At 65.2% G+C, this 18,949-nt stretch carries 13 protein-coding genes; 2 read left to right on the top strand and 11 right to left on the bottom strand.

What is annotated here, in order from left to right; all coding sequences use genetic code 11:
- Position 1: 1 nt before the first annotated feature.
- The 4 genes from GFD32_RS07960 to GFD32_RS07975 all read right to left on the bottom strand — a co-directional run bounded on the left by GFD32_RS07960 (position 2) and on the right by GFD32_RS07975 (position 5,232).
- Complete coding sequence (locus tag GFD32_RS07960; protein WP_163576003.1) at positions 2 to 820, bottom strand: Na(+)-translocating NADH-quinone reductase subunit C; 819 nt, start codon at positions 818 to 820, stop codon at positions 2 to 4.
- A complete protein-coding gene (locus GFD32_RS07965) occupies positions 820 to 2,046 on the bottom strand; it encodes an NADH:ubiquinone reductase (Na(+)-transporting) subunit B (RefSeq protein ID WP_163576004.1) in 1,227 nt (408 codons plus the stop codon). The genes GFD32_RS07960 and GFD32_RS07965 overlap by 1 nt, the downstream gene beginning before the upstream one ends.
- The gene (locus GFD32_RS07970; RefSeq protein ID WP_163576005.1) at positions 2,046 to 3,395 is read right to left on the bottom strand and encodes a Na(+)-translocating NADH-quinone reductase subunit A; all 1,350 of its coding nucleotides are present in this window, start codon (positions 3,393 to 3,395) and stop codon (positions 2,046 to 2,048) included. The genes GFD32_RS07965 and GFD32_RS07970 overlap by 1 nt, the downstream gene beginning before the upstream one ends.
- A gap of 373 nt (positions 3,396 to 3,768) precedes the next feature.
- Positions 3,769 to 5,232, bottom strand: a complete 1,464-nt coding sequence (locus tag GFD32_RS07975) for a glyceraldehyde-3-phosphate dehydrogenase (protein ID WP_163576006.1) — start codon at positions 5,230 to 5,232, stop codon at positions 3,769 to 3,771.
- A gap of 209 nt (positions 5,233 to 5,441) precedes the next feature.
- Here GFD32_RS07975 and mfd point away from each other — a divergent pair, with 209 nt between their 5' ends.
- On the top strand, positions 5,442 to 8,891 hold the full coding sequence (gene mfd / locus GFD32_RS07980; RefSeq protein ID WP_163576083.1) for a transcription-repair coupling factor: 3,450 nt from the start codon (positions 5,442 to 5,444) through the stop codon (positions 8,889 to 8,891).
- Positions 8,892 to 9,032: 141 nt separating this feature from the next.
- Positions 9,033 to 10,046 (top strand): L,D-transpeptidase family protein, encoded by a 1,014-nt coding sequence (locus tag GFD32_RS07985; RefSeq protein WP_163576007.1) that lies wholly within the window; start codon positions 9,033 to 9,035, stop codon positions 10,044 to 10,046.
- A gap of 82 nt (positions 10,047 to 10,128) precedes the next feature.
- Here the strand turns inward: GFD32_RS07985 and GFD32_RS07990 are convergent, their stop codons facing one another.
- The 7 genes from GFD32_RS07990 to GFD32_RS08020 all read right to left on the bottom strand — a co-directional run bounded on the left by GFD32_RS07990 (position 10,129) and on the right by GFD32_RS08020 (position 18,912).
- Positions 10,129 to 10,392: an Lpp/OprI family alanine-zipper lipoprotein gene (locus GFD32_RS07990; protein ID WP_163576008.1), complete on the bottom strand. Its 264-nt coding sequence runs from the start codon at positions 10,390 to 10,392 to the stop codon at positions 10,129 to 10,131.
- A 187-nt stretch (positions 10,393 to 10,579) separates the two neighbouring features.
- The gene (locus tag GFD32_RS07995) at positions 10,580 to 11,194 is read right to left on the bottom strand and encodes a L,D-transpeptidase family protein (RefSeq protein ID WP_163576009.1); all 615 of its coding nucleotides are present in this window, start codon (positions 11,192 to 11,194) and stop codon (positions 10,580 to 10,582) included.
- Between the two features lie 150 nt (positions 11,195 to 11,344).
- A complete protein-coding gene (locus GFD32_RS08000) occupies positions 11,345 to 11,803 on the bottom strand; it encodes a hypothetical protein (RefSeq protein WP_163576010.1) in 459 nt (152 codons plus the stop codon).
- Between the two features lie 46 nt (positions 11,804 to 11,849).
- Positions 11,850 to 12,314 carry a 2-hydroxyacyl-CoA dehydratase gene (locus GFD32_RS08005; protein ID WP_163576011.1) on the bottom strand — a complete coding sequence of 155 codons (465 nt, stop codon included), beginning with the start codon at positions 12,312 to 12,314 and terminating at the stop codon, positions 11,850 to 11,852.
- A gap of 90 nt (positions 12,315 to 12,404) precedes the next feature.
- Positions 12,405 to 15,548, bottom strand: coding sequence for an efflux RND transporter permease subunit (locus GFD32_RS08010; RefSeq protein ID WP_163576012.1), 3,144 nt, complete (start codon positions 15,546 to 15,548; stop codon positions 12,405 to 12,407).
- Positions 15,545 to 16,741, bottom strand: coding sequence for an efflux RND transporter periplasmic adaptor subunit (locus GFD32_RS08015; protein WP_163576013.1), 1,197 nt, complete (start codon positions 16,739 to 16,741; stop codon positions 15,545 to 15,547). Before GFD32_RS08015 ends, GFD32_RS08010 begins: the two co-directional genes overlap by 4 nt.
- A complete protein-coding gene (locus tag GFD32_RS08020; protein ID WP_163576014.1) occupies positions 16,738 to 18,912 on the bottom strand; it encodes a TolC family protein in 2,175 nt (724 codons plus the stop codon). Before GFD32_RS08020 ends, GFD32_RS08015 begins: the two co-directional genes overlap by 4 nt.
- Positions 18,913 to 18,949: the final 37 nt, after the last annotated feature.

Genomic DNA, 18,949 nt, shown 5'->3' on the forward strand with positions numbered 1-18,949 from the left:
GTCAGGCTCCTTCAGATTCGAGTTCGACGTCAGCGTCCTGGGCCTCGTCCGGACTCACTTCACCGCGGAAGCGGGCCAGGTACTCGCCGAAGCCCTCAGGGCTCAGCCAGAACTTCAGCATGTTCGTCACACCGCGGCTGGTCAGGGTCGCTCCCGACAGCGCATCGACCTCGGTCGATTCGCTGGCACCGCCTTTGACCAGGCTGATGGCCGGGGCCACAGCCTGGTCGTCGGCGAAGACTTCCTTGCCTTCCCACTGGGCCTGCCAGCGCGGGTTGTTGACCTCGGCACCCAGCCCGGGCGTCTCGCTATGCTCGTAGTAGGTGATGCCAACGAAGGTGTTGCCGTCGCCTTCCAGCGAAATGTAGCCGCGCATCAGGCCCCACAACCCCTGGCCACGGATCGGCAGAATGATCTGCTCGGGATCGTCCGGATCCTCACCGACCAAGTAGACGGTGGAGAAATTCTCCTGCCGCGACAGGCCCGCGATGTCGCGATCCCCGGACAGCGTCCGAGAAGACGCCGGATCGCGCGCTGCCTCGAAGCTGTTGTAGGTGTCGGGATCGAACTCGTCGGTGTATTCCCCGGTGCGCAGATCCACCACCCGAGCGGTGATCTTCTCGAACTCCGCCTCGACGTCCATGCCCTCTTCGTAGAGATTGGCCACGCTGAGGATGTTGGTCTTGCGATCCAACTCCTGGTTCAGCTGCTGCATGGGACGCAACGCCACCGCGGCGGTGGAGACGATGACCGAACACACGATGCAGAGTGCGAACGCCACCGTCAGGATCTTCTTGATGGAGTTGTTGCTCTGTGCCATCAGGCGGTCTCCTCGGCCGGCACACCGGTGCGCTGCAAGCGGCGCTTGATGTTGGCCTGAACAAAGAAGTGGTCGATGAGCGGGGCGAACAGGTTGGCGAACAGAATCGCCAGCATGATGCCCTCGGGGAACGCGGGGTTGACCACGCGGATCAGCACGGTCATCACGCCGATGAGCGCTCCGAAGATCAGTCGCCCGGGGTTGGTCATGGAGGCGGATACCGGATCGGTGGCCATGAACACCATGCCGAAGGCGAAGCCACCCACCACCAGATGCCAGTACCAGGGCATGGCGAACATCGGGTTGCTCTCCGAGCCGACCATATTGAGCAACGCACTAGTGACCACCATGCCGAGAAACACACCCAGCATGATCCGCCACGAGGCGATCTTGGTCCACAGCAGCACCGCGGCGCCGATGAAAATGGCCAGGGTGGACGTCTCGCCGACCGAGCCCGGCATGAAGCCGAGGAAGGCATCCCACCAGCTCCACTGGCTGGACAGCGCCGCCATGCCATCCTGATAGGCGACGGAGAGCGCAGTCGCTCCGGTGAAACCGTCGGCCGCGACCCACACCGCATCACCGGAAATCTGTGCCGGATAAGCGAAGTAGAGAAAAGCACGGCCCGTCAATGCCGGGTTGAGGAAGTTCTTGCCGGTGCCGCCGAAGATCTCCTTGCCGATAACCACGCCGAAGGTGATGCCCAGCGCTACCTGCCATAGCGGGATCGTGGCCGGCAGGATCAGGGCATACAGGATGGAGGTGACGAAGAACCCTTCATTGACCTCGTGGCCGCGCTTGATGGCGAACAGCACTTCCCAGAACCCCCCGACCACGAAGGTGACCAGATAGATGGGCAGGAAGTAGGTCGCCCCCAACACGAAGTTGGCCCACAGGCTATCGGCTTCGTGACCGCTGGCCAGCACCATCATGATGGCTTCGCGCCAGCCGTCCATGGAAGCGAAGCCGTCGGCGATGGCCATGTTGGCCTGCCAGCCGGCATTCCACATGCCGAAGAACATGGCCGGGAAGGTGCACAGCCACACGGTGATCATGATGCGCTTGAGGTCGATGCCGTCGCGCACATGAGCCGTGGTCTTAGCCACGTCGGGAGGCGAGTAGAAGATGGTGTCCACCGCCTCATAGAGCGGATAGAACTTCTCGTACTTGCCACCCTTGTGGAAGTGCGGTTCGAGATTGTCGAGTGTCTGTCGGATACCCATCATCAGGCCTCTTTCTCGATAAGGGTGAGGTTATCACGCAGGATGGGACCGTACTCGTACTTGCCAGGGCACACGTAGGTGCACAGGGCGAGGTCCTCTTCATCCAGTTCCAGGCACCCGAGCTGCATGGCGACCTCGATGTCGCCGACGATCAGCGTGCGCAGCAGCTGGGTCGGCAGGATGTCCAACGGCATGACTTCCTCATAGACACCCACCGGCACCATGGCGCGTTCGGAGCCGTTGGTCGAGGTGGTCGGCGCGTAGTCGCGCAGGCCCTTGAGCTTCGACAGGTAGATACCCATGACCGAGTGACGGTTGCTGCCCGGCGACAGCCAGCCCAGGAAGACCCGCTTGTTGCCCTCTTCGAGCAGACTCACCTGATGGTGGAAGCGGCCCAGGTAGCGCAGCGCGCCCTCGCAGGTGAAGCCGGAGAACACCGAGCCGGAGATCACGCGTGTTTCATCGGGTTCGACGACCTCACCGGCCAGCAGTTCCTCGGTGCTGGCACCCACCCGAGTGCGCAGCAGGCGCGGGTTCTCGGCCCGCGGGCCGCCCACGGCAATCACCCGGCTGACATCGAGCTGGCCTTCGCTGAACAGCTTGCCGACGGCAATGACGTCCTGGTAGCCGATGTACCACACGCGACGCTGCAGCGAGACCGGTGACAAGAAATGGATGTGGGTTCCGACCAAGCCGGCGGGATGCGGCCCCGCGAAGGTCTCGGTCTGCACGCCCGCGACCTCACCGCCGGGAACGCGTGCGTCCGGGGCGGTGCATAGATACACCCTGCCCTCGGTCAGGCGCTTGAGCACCTTCAGACCATCCTCGAAGGCTTCGGCCTGCTCGTTGATGATCAGCGCCGGATCCGCCGCCAGAGGATGGGTATCCATGGCGGTAACGAAGATATCGACCGGTTCGCTGTCGATGGCCGGGCTACGGGAGTAAGGGCGCGTTCGCAGCGCGGTCCACAGACCCGATTCGACGAGCTGGTCGACCACCGTCTGGCGCTCCAGGCTTTCGAGCTTGTCACGGCCATGCGCCGTGAAGCTCTCGGCCTCCTCGCTCTCGTCGACCTCGATCACCACCGAGAGCAGTTTGCGTTTCTCGCCGCGGTTGATGGCGACCACTTCGCCAGCGGCCGGTGCCGTGAAGCGTACGCCGTCGTTCTTCTTGTCGGTGAAGAGCAGCTGGCCCAGTTTCACCTTGTCCCCCTCCCGGACCTCCATGGTCGGCTTCATGCCGACGTAGTCGGTGCCCAGGACGGCCACATGACGCACGGGTCGCGCATCCTCGATGCGCGGCTCGGGCGCCCCCGTGATGGGGAGATCCAGGCCTTTCTTGACTTCGATCATAGTCTCGCCCAGTTGATGGATCGGATATACGAAGGAAAGGGGTGCGAATGGATGCGAATTCTTGTCGTGTCAGTACGTTACCAGTCAGGCCCGAGGAGAGCTCGGACCACCCCGAAAATCCCGAGCATTATAAAGACAAGCGCGACCAATGACCACACGACCGATGGTGTAAAAAGGTCTACGCGCCCCACCATGGCGGGCCGTCGGCAAGGTCGAAGAGGCGTTGAAAAGCGCCGATGGCGCGCCGCAGCGTAGTGCTGAACGCGACTGGGGCGGTCGCTCCGGCGACCGCCCCAATGGCACAGAGATGATCTGGATCATGACATTCCCGACTGCTGATGTCGGGAATGACGACTGCCGTCGGACGAGGACCTCAGACCTGGGTACGAGGCAGCTTGAGGAAGTGCACGTTGGAGATGTGCTGCAGGATGCGCACTACCTGGCAACTGTAGCCGAACTCATTGTCGTACCAGACGTAGAGCACCGCATGCTTGCCATTGGCGATGGTCGCCTTGGCATCGACGATTCCGGCATGGCGGTTACCCACGAAGTCCGTCGAGACCACCTCGGGGGAGTCGACGAAGTCGATCTGCTTCTGGTAGGGGGAATCGAGGGACATGCGCCGCAGAAAGTCGTTGAGTGCCTCGGCGTCGGTCTCGCGCTGCAGAGTCAGGTTGAGGATGGCCATGGAGACGTTGGGGGTGGGCACGCGAATGGCATTGCCGGTCAGCTTGCCGTCGAGCTCGGGCAGCGCCTTGGCCACCGCCTTGGCGGCCCCCGTCTCGGTGAGCACCATGTTGAGTGGTGCGCTGCGGCCACGGCGATCGCCCTTGTGATAGTTGTCGATCAGGTTCTGGTCGTTGGTGTAGGCGTGCACCGTTTCCACGTGGCCGCACTCGATGCCGTACTCGTCGTTGAGCACCTTGAGTACCGGCACGATGGCATTGGTGGTACAGGAGGCCGCCGACAGAATGCTGTCGCTAACGGCGATGTCCTGGTGGTTGATGCCGTAGACGATGTTCTTGATGTCGCCCTTGCCTGGTGCGGTGAGCAGCGCCTTGGAGGCGCCCTTGCACTCCAGGTGTTGGCCGAGGCCCGTCTCGTCACGCCAGATGCCGGTGTTGTCGACCACCACGGCGTTGTCGATGCCATGGGCCGTGTAGTCCACCTCGGCGGGCGAATCGGCGTAGATGACTTGAATGACGTTGCCGTTGGCGATCAGGGTACGTGCCTCGCTATCGACGCTGATGGTTCCATCGAAGGGGCCATGGACCGAATCGCGACGCAACAGGCTCGCGCGCTTTTCGAGATCCTTGGCGATGTCGCCGCGACCACGCACGACGATGGCACGCAGGCGCAGCAGATTGCCGCCGCCCGCCTTGTCGATGAGGATACGCGCCAGCAGACGCCCGATACGCCCGAAACCGTAGAGGACGACGTCCTTGGACTGGCCATTGCTGCCATTCGGGTCGTGGGTATCGACGATCTCGGCCAGCTCTTCGCGCAAGAACGCTTCGACGTCACCCCCGCCACGCTTCTTGAAGGCCACTGCCAGCTTGCCCACATCGACGTGGGCCGGCCCCAGATTCAGACCGACCAGCGCCTCGACCAGCGGGAAGGTATCGCTGACGGAAAGCTCGGTGCCCTCGACCTTCCGTACGAAACGGTGATCCTTCAGGATGCGAATGACGCTACGGTTGAACAGCGAGCGGCCATACAGGGTGGTGACCACATTGTGATGGCGGTAGAGCTTGCCGATCAGCGGAATCATCTGCTCGGCGAGCGCCTGGTTGTCATGCCATTCCTGAAAGACGATATCGAGGGGTTGCTGACTCACGTGAAGCCTCTCTGGTAAGGATCGGGATACGCGCGCATTATCCCGGCATGCCCCACCCGGGGCAATCGCAGGATGGTCGCAGGTGGTGTAGGGGGATTACAGGAATGCCGGCTTGACTACACGCTCGGCTCTAGGCTGATATGATGCCCTTCGATACCGCACCCGGCCTCCGCGCCCAGCCTTCCAGCTTGCCGATACGTCTCGACACCATGCCCGATTTCAGCCCGCTCGACCCACCGCGCCCCACCGGCCTGCGCGACACCCTCTACTGGCGCACGCCGCCCGGCAGCGCCACTGCCCTGGCCCTAGCCAACCTGGCCAGCGACGCCCCTCTCTTGGTGGTCGTGCCCGACACCGCCACGGCACAGCGCCTGGAGAATGATCTGGGCTTCTACGCCACGGCCCCCGTACTGCCCTTTCCCGATTGGGAAACGCTACCTTACGACAGCTTCTCGCCGCATCAGGACATCGTCTCCGCCCGCCTGCGCACCCTGCGACGGCTTCAGGATGGCGAGCACGGTATCGTGCTGGTGGCGGCCAACACGTTGATGCAGCGTCTGCCGCCGGTGGATTATATCGCCGGTCGGGTGCTGACCCTGGAGGTTGGCCAGAGCCTCGACCGCGAGAGCTTCCGCAACGCCCTCGCCCGCGCCGGCTATCGCGCCGTGGAAACCGTCTATGAGCCTGGCGAATACGCGCTGCGCGGTGCACTGATCGATCTCTTTCCCATGGGTAGCGAATCGCCGCTGCGCATCGACCTGTTCGACGACGAGATCGACACCCTGCGCCACTTCGATCCCGACACGCAGCGCAGCCGCGAGAAGGTCGAGCGCATCGAACTGCTGCCGGCTCACGAATACTCGCTGTCGCGCGGTGCCATTGCCTGCTTTCGCGAGGGCTTCGAAACCCTGTTCGACGTGGATCCGCGCCAGTGCCCGCTCTACGTGGATGCGCTCAAGGGCATTCCCGCTCCCGGGCTCGAGCAGTACCTGCCGCTGTTCTTCGAAGAGACGGCCCTGCTGTTCGACCACCTGGCACCCAGTACACGAGTGGCCATGCTCCCCGGCGTCTTCGCGGCCGCCGAACACCATTGGGCATCCATCGAGAGTCGCTATGACAATCTCGGTGTCGACCCCACCCGTCCCCTGCTCCCGCCGCACCGCGCCTTCGTGCCGGTGGCGGAGCTGTTCGCCGCCGTCAAGCGCCATCCGCGCGTCGAGCTGACCGACGACGACCGGCATCGCCACGCCCAGTCCCCCGCCGCCAAGGCACCGCCCAACGTGACGGTGAACGCCCGCGCCAGGCAGCCGCTGACGGCGCTGTCGCGCTTCCTCGAAGAGCAACCCTCGACCCGGGTGCTGTTCGTCGCCGAGTCACGGGGCCGGCGCGAGGCGCTGGAAGAGACGCTCGCCCCGCTCAAGCTCGACATACCCCATGAGGCCAGCTTCGCCGACTTCCTCTCTGGCGACGCTCGCCTGGGCGTCACCGAGGGCGAACTCGATGCCGGCCTGTGGCTGACCGAACCGGACCTGGCAGTCATCAGCGAAACCGAGCTCTTCGGCGAAGTAGTGCGCCAGAGCCGACGCCGCGAAAAGGCCACCGACGATGGCGAACTGGCCATTCGCCACCTCGCCGAGCTCAAGCCCGGGGCCCCGGTCGTGCACCAGACCCATGGCGTGGGACGCTATACCGGCCTCGAGACCCTCGAGGCCGGCGGCCAGGCCGCGGAATTCATGGCCCTCGAGTATGCCGGCGGCGCCAAGCTCTACGTGCCCGTGGAGAGCCTGCACCTCATCTCGCGCTATGCCGGCGCCGATGACGAGCTCGCTCCGTTGCACAAGCTGGGCTCGGACCAGTGGGACAAAGCACGCCGCAAGGCCGCCGAGAAGATACGCGACACCGCCGCCGAACTGCTCGACGTCTACGCGCGACGAGAAGCCAAGCAGGGGTTCGCCTGTACGCCGCCCGACGACGAATACGCCCGCTTCGCCGCCAGCTTCCCCTTCGAGGAGACTCCCGACCAGCGCGAGGCGATCGGTCGAGTGATCGAGGACATGACCTCGCCCCGTCCCATGGACCGGGTCGTCTGCGGCGATGTCGGCTTCGGCAAGACCGAAGTCGCCATGCGTGCCGCCTTTCTGGCCGTGCAGGCCGGCCGCCAGGTGGTGGTTCTGGTGCCCACCACCCTGCTGGCCCGTCAGCACTACGAGAACTTTCGCGACCGCTTCGCCGACACGGCCGTGCAGATCGAGCTCGTGTCGCGTTTCACCGGAGGCAAGGACCAGGCATCCGCCAAGCAACGCATCGAAGGGGGGCAGGCGGATATCGTCATCGGCACCCACAAACTGCTCGGCAAGTCGATGCACTTCCCGCACATGGGGCTGCTGATCATCGACGAGGAACACCGTTTCGGAGTGTCCCAGAAAGAGCGCCTCAAGAGCCTGCGCGCCGAGGTGGACATTCTCACGCTCACCGCCACCCCCATTCCGCGCACCCTCAACATGGCCATGAGCGGCATTCGCGATCTGTCGATCATTGCCACTCCGCCGGCACGCAGACTCTCGGTGAAGACCTTCGTCCAGCAGCGCGACGAAGCAGTGATCAAGGAAGCGGTCCTGCGCGAGATCCTGCGCGGCGGCCAGGTCTACTTCCTCCACAACGAGGTACGCACCATCGAGGCCGCCGCCGACAGGCTGCGCGAATTGGTGCCCGAGGCTCGCATCGCCGTGGCGCACGGCCAGCTTCCCGAGCGCGCCCTGGAACGGGTGATGTCGGACTTCTACCACAAGCGCTTCAACGTACTGGTGTGCTCCACCATCATCGAGACCGGCATCGACGTGCCCAGTGCCAATACCATCGTCATCGAGCGCGCCGACAAGTTCGGCCTGGCCCAGTTGCACCAGCTGCGCGGCCGCGTGGGGCGCAGCCACCATCAGGCCTACGCCTACCTGCTCGCCCCGCCGCCGCGCGCCATGACCAAGGATGCCGTCAAGCGGCTGGAGGCGATCGGCGCCTCCCAGGATCTGGGCGCCGGTTTCACGCTGGCCAGCCACGACATGGAGATCCGCGGAGCCGGTGAACTGCTCGGCGATGAACAGAGCGGCCAGATGGAAGCCATTGGTTACGGTCTCTACATGCAGATGCTCGACCGCGCCGTTGCCGCCATTCGCGCCGGCAAGACGCCCAACATCGAAGCGCCGCTGGACGAAGGAGTGGAAGTGAGCCTCAACCTGCCAGCGCTGATTCCCGACGACTACCTGCACGACGTCCAGCAACGCCTGGTGATGTACAAGCGCATCGCCAATGCCGCCGACGAGGCCGAACTCAAGGAGCTTCAGGTGGAGATGGTAGACCGCTTCGGCCTGCTGCCCGCCCCGGTCAAGACCCTGCTGCGCCAGACCCGCCTGCGCCAGCGCGCCGAGGCGCTCGGCATCGTGCGCGTCGAGGCCGGTGCCGAACGCGGCCGCGTGATCTTCGGCGGCCATACTCGGGTCGCCCCCTTGACGCTGGTGGACATGATTCAGCGTTCGCCGGAGATCTACCGTCTCGACGGCGCGGAAACCCTGCGCTTCGAAGCGGAAATGGCGCGCGACGAGGAACGTTTCCAGGTCGTCGAGCGCCTCCTCGATACGCTCAACCGCAAGATCGCAGCGGCCTGATGCACCCGAACGCCGCCCAAGGCACGCTATACTGACGAAAAGCCAAACGTTTCATCGCCACCCCAACACCGATGCCCGTCACAAGGACCCGGCGGACATCGCTACCCGGCGGCCCAGCCGCCCCCAACGGCTCACGAGACCATGACGCTGAAACCCCACTCCACACCATTTCGCCAGGCGGTGATAACCCTGGCTGCCGCTCTTGCCGTGTTGCTCGCCAACCCGCTCGTCGCCGCGGAGGACGAATTGCCACGCGGTCGCTTCCCGCTTCCCGAGGACAGCAAGGTGATCGGCGAGGACTATACCGTCATCGTCGAAGACGGCGACACCCTGGTCGACATCGCCCGCCGACACAACGTGGGCTACGAAGCGATGCGCATGGCCAATCTCGACGTCAGTCTCTGGGCTCCCTACGCGGGGACCGAGGTGACGATTCCCAACCGCCACATCCTTCCCGATGCGCCTCGCGAGGGCATCGTGATCAACCTGTCGGAGCTGCGGCTGTACTACTACAGCGCCGAAGACGTGGTGGAAACCTACCCGATCAGCGTGGGCCGCGAAGGCTACGCCACGCCGGTCGGCGTGACCAAGACCACCGTCAAGGTCAAGGATCCCCACTGGTCGCCGCCACGCTCCATGCGCGAGGAAGCCGCCGCACGTGGCGAGCCGGCTCCTAGCGTGGTTCCTCCGGGGCCCGACAACCCGCTGGGACGCCACGCCATCCTGCTCGGTCTGCCGAGCTACCTGATCCACGGCACCAACAAGCCGGAGGGCGTCGGCATGCGAGTCAGCCGCGGCTGCATACGCATGTACCCGGAAGACATCGAATCGCTCTACGAGCGCGTCCCCAGCGGCACCCAGGTCAACATCGTCGATCAGCCCTTCAAGGCTGCCTGGTCCCAGGATGGCGTTCTTTATGCCCAGTCGTTCCCCCAGCTGGAGGAAAACCGGGGCAGCGTCGAGCCGATCCTCGAGGCCATCGAGGTGGTCAATCAGGCCTTCGGCGACGACCAGCCACCGGTCGATTACGCCCAGCTCCGCCAGGCCGTGGAGCACCCCGACGGCCAGCTGGTCTCGCTGCTGCGCAGTGCCGAGCAGGACCCCACTCCGGCACCGGTGACGCTGTATGACGAGCTGGTGTTGAGCCAACGCTGAGACGAAAAAACCCCGCCGTAGCGGGGTTCTAGGTCCTGCCATGGACCCTTCCCGACCGGGAAGGGCCAGCGTTCCGGCAGAATTACTTCTGCATGGAGCGCTGGAACATGCGATCCATCTCTTCACGGTTCTGCTCGGACATCTGCAGAGCCGATTGAGCATCGCGCTGCGCCTGGTTGGCGGTGTTCTGGGCCTGGACGGCAATGCTGCGTGCTTCGGCAGCGTCGGCCTGTGCGGCTTCAGCGGTCTGACGAACGTCTTCCAGATCACTGGTGGAAGCACAGCCGGCCAGAATCGCCAGAGAGGCGGCAGCGGCAGACAGCTTCAGAGTGGTCTTCAGAGTCATGATGTTCTCCTTGAGTCTTCCTTGGTACTGCACGTCAGTGCAGCGGTGTTGATGAAGCCTGAGGTCAGGCGTCCTGCTCATGCAGGTTCTTGCAGCGACTGCTGCCAAGCACAGGAGTCAAACGCTGTTTTATTATACCCAACGGCGCTTGTCCATAGCTTGAAACGTCCCTTGCGTCATTTGAAGACTAGCGGATCACGACGCGAGTGCCAATGTCGATCAAGCCTTCGAGCCGTTCGATCTGCGCATTGGTCACCGCCACGCAGCCCTGGGTCCAATGATAGCTGGCATGAATGTCGGGGTCTGCCCCCCCCAGCCCATGAATGCCGATGTAGCCGCCCAGCGCCGTCTCCTGCGGGGGATGACCGTAACGCTGATAATAGGAAAAGTAATCGTCGTAGTCCCGCTGTGTATAGACACCGGTTTTCAACGCCATGCGCGCATGAGCCGGGGTCGGGTAATCGATTCCGATGAAGATATGCCACTGGCTCTCGCGATTGAAGCGGTTGACGCGAAACTCACCCATGGGAGTGGCTTTGTCGCCACGCTGTCGCGAGGTGCGAGCGCCGCCCCGTCCCAGTGAGACCGGGTAGAACCGCTCGAGCTGACGATCGCCGCGGTAGACGGTCAAGCTGGCATCGCGATCGTCGATCAGCACCCATAGCTCATCGTCGTGTCGCGGTACGTTGGCACTGGCCAACAGCGTCTCTATGAGGTCAGTTTCCGTCGCCTGCGCGGCAAACGGCAACAGCGGCGACAGCATGGCCAATGTGGTGAAACAGCGGCGGGACAGCGACGGCATGGATCCTTTCTCGTTCGGAACGTCCGAAAACGGCTCGATGGCCGCCACTGGGCCATCTCGCCGTTTCCGTCAGGCATGAAGTCCGGCCATCGTACCGGAAGGCACCTGGCCGACGCCAGCGACTTTCCACCCTACCTCGATGCCTTCGCCTCAGGGCTGGGGATAGACCGTGAAGATGCTCTGCAGCTTGTCCTTCTTGCCATAGATGTGGACGGTGGTCTCGTCGAAGGGAAAGCGTTCCAGATACTCGCTGTGGCCGTTGAAGCGCGGCTTGTGGGCGTTGATCAATGCCGCGCACAGGCGCTCCCGGTTGGCCTGGCCGCATAACCCCATGGAAAACCAGAGTTCGTCGCCGGAATCGAGCCGGGAGCGCCACTCGCCGTACGACGCATTGTGCTCCAGGCCATAGCGTGCGCTGCGATGCTCGCCCACGTAGAGCAGCTCCTGCACGCGCATCTCTTCGGTCTCCGGGTCACGGGCGGCGCGAAACACGCAATAGACCCCCGACTCATCGGGCACGTCGTGGAGGTTGCCCTCCGTCCAGTACCCCAACATCTTGGGCGACAGCAGCCCACTCGACGTGGTGCTCATCATGAATCGTTCCGACATGGCGACCTCCTTGATGATATGGGCGGTAAGGTCAGGAGCCGCTGGCTCAATAGGCTTCGAGTCGCTGCATATCGCGCGCGAGCCGCCGCACCTCGGCTTCGTGCCCCTGCGCCAGGGATTCGAAGAACAGCTTCTCATCCTGACCGCTAGCACGCTCAATGCGATGCTCGTAGAGATCCTGCAGCGTGCGGTGGGCAGTCAAGGCAGTGGCCAGCACACTCTGCACGCTGTCGCAGTCGATGCTCGACGGCAGCCGCTCCAGCACGGGCGCGTGGGGAAAATCATGGGGATCGTCGAACCAGGTATCAAGGACATTGCGATGATCGATGCCCTCCGTGAGATAACCTTCCAGATCGGCCTGCAGCTTGCGCTCATGCTCGGCCAGATAATCGAGCGCCATGCGGACCCGCTCGGCTACCGACTCGGTGGCCAGCCCCGCATACCGGTCCGCGAGCCGCGCATGGTAACGGGCGGCCCAGGTCACCAGTTCTTTGACTTGATGAAAGCGCATGCACAGTTCCTCCTTGCCGTGCCGCCGCGACCATTCCGACGGCCTTTTCCTTCATCCTAGCCAAAGCACGATGAAACCGCTTGATGCGTGTCAACTCGCACGGCCTTGCTCGCGCTCAGGGACCGGGTAGTGAGTCGCACCGAAGGGCACCCGCATCAGCAGCGAGTAGAGCACCGGCACCACGCACAGAGTGATCAAGGCGGCCGCCAGCAGGCCGAAGATGATGGCGATCGCCATGGGCGCCCACAGCAGGCCGCCTCCCAGCCACAGGGGTAGCAAGCCGCCACTGGTGGTGAGAGTCGACATCACGACCGGCCGCAGCCGGCGCCGCCCCGCTTCCAGGATCGCCGCCTGCGGCGTGGCTCCTTCACGAATTTCCAGATCGATGCGGTCGATCAGCACGATGGCGTTGTTGATCACGATACCCGCCAGCGATACCACGCCAAGGAAGGTCATGATGCCGAAGTGCGAACCGGTCACGGTCAATCCCAGTATCACGCCGATCAGCGACAAAGGAATGGTGGCCAGAATGATCAGCGGGCGGCGCAGGGAGTTGAACTGAACCACCAACAGCAGCAGGATCGCCAGTCCGCCGATGGGCAGCTTATCGACGATGGAGAGAGTAGCGGTCAGCGAGGACTCCACCTCCCCTCCGAAGTCGAAAGAGTAACCGTCGGGCCAGTGGCGCTGCTGCGCTTCCAGCCAAGGCCGCAGCTCGCCGGCGAGGCCCGCGGCGGTCACCCCGGGCACCAGTTCCGACTCCACGCTAATGGTACGCTGGCGGTCGCGGCGCAGAATGCGTGCCGGCCCCCATTCCAATTCGACATCGGCCACCTGGGCCAGCGGTACCCCCTGCCCGCCCTCTGCAGGCATGACGGTGAGCCCCTCGAGCTGGTCGGGCATTCGCTGCTCGCCACCGATCTGTCGCAGGTGGATGGGGACCAGGCTATCGGCATCGCGAAAGATTCCCACCGGATAGCCCGACAACGCCGTCTGCAGGCTCAGCGCCACATCGCGCTCGGTGACCCCCGCGCGCAGAGCGCGCGCCGGGTCCACGTCGACACGCAGACGCTTGATCCATTCGCCCCAGTCATCGCGCACGTTGCGCGTGCCCGGCAGTTCGGCTACCCGCTGCGACACGGTCGCGGCAATCTCGCGCAAGCGCGTCTCATCTTCGCCGGCGATGCGTACCGCCAGCGGCACCTTGACCGGAGGCCCGAAGCTGGTGGCGGAAACGCTGGCGTTGAGGTCGGGAAAACGCTCGCCAAGCCACGCATCCAGCCGCTCGATCACCCCCTCCACCGCCTGCCAGCGATTGGCCTGGAGCAGCAGGAAAGCATACTCCGGGCTCGGTGGCTCGGGCGCATGGTTGATGATGTAACGCTCGCCGCCGAACCCGATGAAGCTGCCCCAGTGGGTGGCCCCGTCCTGGCGCCACTCGCCATCGTCATCGCGTTGGGCGGCCAGTTCATCGGCGAGGAAGGCCTCGATGCGCTCGACGGTGCTCTGGGTACGCTCAAGGGGCGCCGAATAGGGCAGTCGCAGCTCGACGGTCACCAGAGTACGCTCCGCCTGAGGGAAGAATATCTTGGGCAACGGGCCGAACCCCAGGTAGGCCACGCCCAACAGCGCCGCAACGGCCAACAGGGTCAGGCCGCGATGGCGCAGAAGGGCCAGAAGAAGGCGCCGGTACCCCGCGTAGATGCGACGACTGGCGCGCTGTGCCAGACCATGAGTCGAGCCGTCATCCGCCGGCCCGCGATGTACGCGGATGAAAGCCACGCACAGCAGCGGAATCACCGTCAGCGCCAGCAGCCAAGATGAGAGCAGAGTCAACGACACGACCTGGAACAACGAGCGTGTGTACTCACCCACGTCAGAGACGGCGAGAAACTGCGGCAGGAAGGCAGCTGCCGTGGTCAGCGAGGCGGTGAGCAGCGGAAAGCGCAGCTGCCGGGCACTGTCCAGGGCGGCCTGACGCACCGTACGACCCTCGCGCGCAGCCACCTGAATGGACTCGACCATGACGATGGCGTTGTCCACCAGCATGCCCAGGGCGATGATCAGGGCCCCCAGCGAGACCTGGTGAAGGCCAATGTCGAACAATCCCATCAAGGCCAGGCAAGAGAGAATCGACAGTGGCACCAGACTGGCGACGATCAGGCCGGTGCGCAGCCCCAGGAACAACAGCATCACCAGGCAGACCAATACCACCGCCTGCAGCAGGTTGACCAGAAATTCATTGATGCGTCCGTCCACCCGCTGAGGCTGGTTGGCCAGCACCTCGATATCGAGCCCCACCGGCAGGTGCCGCTCCAGCGATGTCACCGTCCGCTGCACCTGTTCGCCCAGGTCGAGGATGTTGCCCCCCTCGCGCATGGCGATTCCCAGCGCCAGCCCCTGCACGCCGCTGGCGTGGTAGCGCGTCATCGGCGGGTCGGCATAGCCATGGCGCACCTCGAGCAGAGAACCCAGGGGCACCAGGGCGCCGTCGGGCAGCGGCACCAGCGCGCGGCGAATGTCTTCGACGGCTTCGAAATTGCCGGTGGGCTCCAGCACCAGACGCTCGTCGGCGGTGCGAATGGCGCCGCCGGGCAACACGATGTTGCGGGCCGCGAGCAGCTGTGCGAGCCCCTGGGGGGATACGCCGAGGTCAACGAGTCGCGCCTGGTCGTAGTCGAGAAAGATGCGTTCTTCGGCATGCCCGTGAATGCTCACCTTGGCCACGTCGTCGAGGAGCAGCAGCCGGTCGCGCACGTCGTCGGCGACCGACTTGAGCTCGGCAGGCTCGAAGTCTTCCCCGGTGAGCGAGAGCATGATGCCGAAGACATCGCCGAACTCATCGTTGATCGAGGCCACCCGCGCCTCCTCGGGCAGCTCTGCGCGAGTATCGTCGATCTTGCGGCGCAGCTTGTCCCAGCCGGACTGGACGTCGCTAACATCCGGACGCAATTCGACGCGAATGATGGAAACGCCAGCACGCGAAGTGCTTTCCACGTAATCGAGTTCCGGCATTTCCATGATGGCCGTCTCGAGCGGGTCGGTGGCCAGCTGCTCGACGCGTTCCGGCGTGGCACCGGGCAGATAGGTGACGACCTGGGCCACGCGCACGGTCACGGCCGGATCCTCGGCACGCGAAATATCGAAATAGCTGATGACAGCGCCCAGCAACACCACCAACAGCGCGGCCAGGGTAACGCGGTCGTAGCGCAGCGCAGCCTCGGTGAGAGTCACGGCGTGGCCTCCAGGCCCTCGCCTTCCGACGGCCGATCGAGCCATCTCACGCGCTGGCCTTCATCGAGGCGACTCATGCCGGCGGTCACCAGAGCCATGCCCGCTTCGAGGCCCTCCCGCACTTCCAACCGCTCGCCGTGTCGACCGCCAAGCTCGACGGCAACGCGTCGAATGCGTGCCTCGCGCTCACCAGCGGACTCATCCCGAGGAGGCACGCCGGTATCGATGGGTTCGGCGATGTAGACATAGGCGCCCTGGGCATCGCGTTGCACGGCGACCATGGGTACCCAGATGCCCGCGACCGTGGAGTCGTCGGGCAGCGACAGCTCGGCGGCCATGCCCGGCCGCAGCCGTTCGCGCAGACTCGGCTCCCGGATGTCCAGAGTGACAGCCAGCGGCCAGGTGGCCTGACGCGGAGCCACCGGCAGCCCGATCTCACGGACCCGACCGGGCAACGACACGTCATGTAGAGGGAGATGCACGCGTACCGCATCGCCGGGAGCCAGGTGGCCGAGCCTCTCTTCGGGCAGCGCCGCACGGACCTCCAGATCGTCACCGCAAGCCATCATCAGAACGGGCTGCCCGGCCGCCAGATTTTCCCCGACCTCGGCCAGGCGCCGTGCCACCCGACAGTCACCCGGCGCCGTCAGCTCGGCGAACCCCTTCTGCCGCTCGGCCAGCGCCAGGGCATCGGCAGCGCTGTCTCGTTGCGCCCGCGCCGATTCGGCCTGGGCACGCGCCGCATCCAGATCACGCGCTGCTAGGCTGCCCGCTTCGTACAACCGCCTGGCACGCTGCCACTCCGCCTCGGCATTGGCCATCGCGGCGGTCGCCGCGGCCAGTGACGCCCGCGCCTGATCGCGCTTGAGATCGAAATCGTCATCATCCAGTGCCGCGAGACGCTGGCCGGCAGCGACCCTCTCACCCTCCCCCACTTCAAGGGCAGCCAACTGCCCCGCCACGCGAAAGCTCAGGCGACGGTTGGCACCGGCTTCGAGGCGCCCCGGCAAGCGCTGCTCGCTCACCGGGTCGGCTTCATTCAGTATCTGGGTGCGCACGGGTCTCAGCGGCGCCTCTGGCGGCGCTTCCTCCGCACAGCCGAGCAGCGTGAACATAAGTGGAACGGCCAACAGCCACCGCGGGTAACGCCTCTTCGCCACGCCCTCGGGCAGGGCCGCCGAGATACCGCTCATGATACGTCGTCTCCTGCACTCTCCGTGGGGTACCCCAGCAGGCGCCGTCGCGCCGCGGCATCCATCGGCCCCGGCGTCATGCCCAGGCTGCGCTGCAGGTGGACCAGGGCCTGCAGGTACTGCCAGCGAGCCTCCGTCGCGGCCAGCGCCGCCTGTCGGGCAGCGGTACGTGCATCCAGCAGCGCCACCTGATCGAGGCTGCCCTCCCGCCAGGCAGCCTCGGCGAGGTCGAGAGCGGTTCGAGTTTCCCGACGAGCGTCGTCGCGCAGCCCGAGGCGTCGCCAGGCGGCCAGCAGCTCGACGCTGGCCGCACGCAGCCGCGTCTCGATGCCCTGGCGTACCTCGGCATCGGCGAGAACCGTCTGCTCCAGTCGTGCCGCGCTGCGGTCGCGCTCGATGCTGCGCCGCCCTCCGGCATAGAGGGGAAGCCGTGCCGACAGGCCCAGGCTCCATTCGTCACGACCGGTTTCGGGCAGTGGCACCCCGGCCTGCTGCACCTGGTTGACCACTCCCTGCACGAGCGGTGACGGGGATTCCCAAGGCGCCCGATCACCGACCCCGTCACGGCTGATCTCATGGGAATAGCGCGCCTCGATACCGACCTCGGGCAGCCAGAAGGCGCGCCGACGAGACGCCAGCTCACGCTCGGCGGCGCGCTGGCGGGCGGCCAGGGCCTGAAGTTTGCTGGATTCGGCCAAGGCAGAAACGACCAGCTCGTTCTGCCAGCGGGTCAGGGTGTCGCGGCTTGCCAGCAGTCGCTGAAAGCGCGCATCGCCACCCAGCCAGCGTGGCGCTTCGATATCCGGCGCTGCCGGGGACAGGGGGACATCGGAGTCACGCCCCAGGCGTCGATTGAGAGCCAGGCGCAAGCGCTCGTGCTCGGCAACGACCGTCTCCAGGCGCTCACGAGCCTGAGCCACTTCCGCCTCGAAACGCGCCACCTCACCGCGCCCCGAAGCCCCAGCATCCAGGGCGCGCTCGGCGCTATCACGCTGGCCACGAGCCAGCTCGAGATCGGCCACCAGTACCTGGCGCCGCGCTTCCAACCGCAGCATATCGAGGAACTCACTGGCCACCGACAGCGCCAGATCCAGAGTTTCGGCCTCCAGTTGGGCTCGACGCGAACGATCGAGGCTCTCGGCAATGGCGATCCCGGCCATGGCGGGCTCAGAGAACAGCAGCTGCTCGAGCACGGCACCGCCGCTGACGCGACGTTGCGGCGACTGCCCCAGGCCGGCACGCGCACGGTTTGCGTCGATGATGCGCCCGGTCGCTTCCAGATAGAGATTGGGCAGAAACCGCGAACGCGCCAGATCGACGGCGTAGCTCTCCACCTCGACGCTCTGGTGCGTCACCGCCAACCCCAGGTTGTCGGCGAGCGCCAGGCCGACGGCCTGTTCCAGCGTCAGTTGCGTCTGCGACGTCTCCGGCTCGGCGACCAGATGAGCCTGGCTGAGCAGGTCGAAAGGCGGCGACCAGTCCACCTGTCCCACCGTCGCCAGGTTGAGCCAGGGCCGCTCGCGTTGGGGGTGGCTCTCCAGCGGCTCGGGCTGGCGGCCGCCGGCCAGGTCGTGAAGACGCAGTGCCAGGTGGCGGTGAAGAGCAACGGCATCCACGGCACCGCCCACGGAGAGCAGGGCGCCGCGTTCGACCTGTTGCGCATCCGTCAGCGCAAGACTGGGCAGCCGAGCCTCACCAAGCCGCGCGAAGAGACGACGCTGCGTGGCCTGGTCATGCTCGGGAAGCGCCAGCACCAGCGCGGCGTCCATAGCGGCGTAAGCCGAGCTTTCGGGAAGCTCATTGGCCGACAGAGCCAGCGTATCCAGCGACTGCTGGCGATGCTCGACCCGTGTCATCAGCTGCGCCTGCGCTGCCTCGACCTGTCCGGGCGGACCAATCAGCAGCAACCGACGGGCATCGTCGACGAAAGCAAAAGCGAAGGGATCGCGAGGCCCGACCAACCCCTGGGAGAGGTCATCGGCGTCGTCGACACCCGGCAAGGCGACTCCCCGACCGGCTGGAGCGGCCTCCACACGCGGGGCATCGCCCGCGGCGGAAAGCCGCTCCAGCTCGGCCTGGACGGCGGCCAGAGAGCCATGGCCGCCCGGCAGACGACGGGGATCCAGAGTCAGCGTATCCGCCCAGGCCCGGAAGGCCACCAGACTGAGCAAGAGCGCTATCCCGACGATGAACACGCGCGTCCTTGGC

It is taken from the genome of Halomonas faecis (genome assembly GCF_010993975.1).
Taxonomy (GTDB): Bacteria; Pseudomonadota; Gammaproteobacteria; order Pseudomonadales; family Halomonadaceae; genus Halomonas; species Halomonas faecis.

Coding starts and splice junctions, on each gene's coding strand:
- GFD32_RS07990 (WP_163576008.1), bottom strand. CDS start 10,392: ATGACTCTGAAGACCACTCTGAAGCTGTCTGCCGCTGCCGCCTCTCTG.
- mfd (WP_163576083.1), top strand. CDS start 5,442: ATGCCCGATTTCAGCCCGCTCGACCCACCGCGCCCCACCGGCCTGCGC.
- GFD32_RS07960 (WP_163576003.1), bottom strand. CDS start 820: ATGGCACAGAGCAACAACTCCATCAAGAAGATCCTGACGGTGGCGTTC.
- GFD32_RS07970 (WP_163576005.1), bottom strand. CDS start 3,395: ATGATCGAAGTCAAGAAAGGCCTGGATCTCCCCATCACGGGGGCGCCC.
- GFD32_RS08000 (WP_163576010.1), bottom strand. CDS start 11,803: ATGTCGGAACGATTCATGATGAGCACCACGTCGAGTGGGCTGCTGTCG.
- GFD32_RS07985 (WP_163576007.1), top strand. CDS start 9,033: ATGACGCTGAAACCCCACTCCACACCATTTCGCCAGGCGGTGATAACC.
- GFD32_RS07995 (WP_163576009.1), bottom strand. CDS start 11,194: ATGCCGTCGCTGTCCCGCCGCTGTTTCACCACATTGGCCATGCTGTCG.
- GFD32_RS08015 (WP_163576013.1), bottom strand. CDS start 16,741: ATGAGCGGTATCTCGGCGGCCCTGCCCGAGGGCGTGGCGAAGAGGCGT.
- GFD32_RS08005 (WP_163576011.1), bottom strand. CDS start 12,314: ATGCGCTTTCATCAAGTCAAAGAACTGGTGACCTGGGCCGCCCGTTAC.
- GFD32_RS07965 (WP_163576004.1), bottom strand. CDS start 2,046: ATGATGGGTATCCGACAGACACTCGACAATCTCGAACCGCACTTCCAC.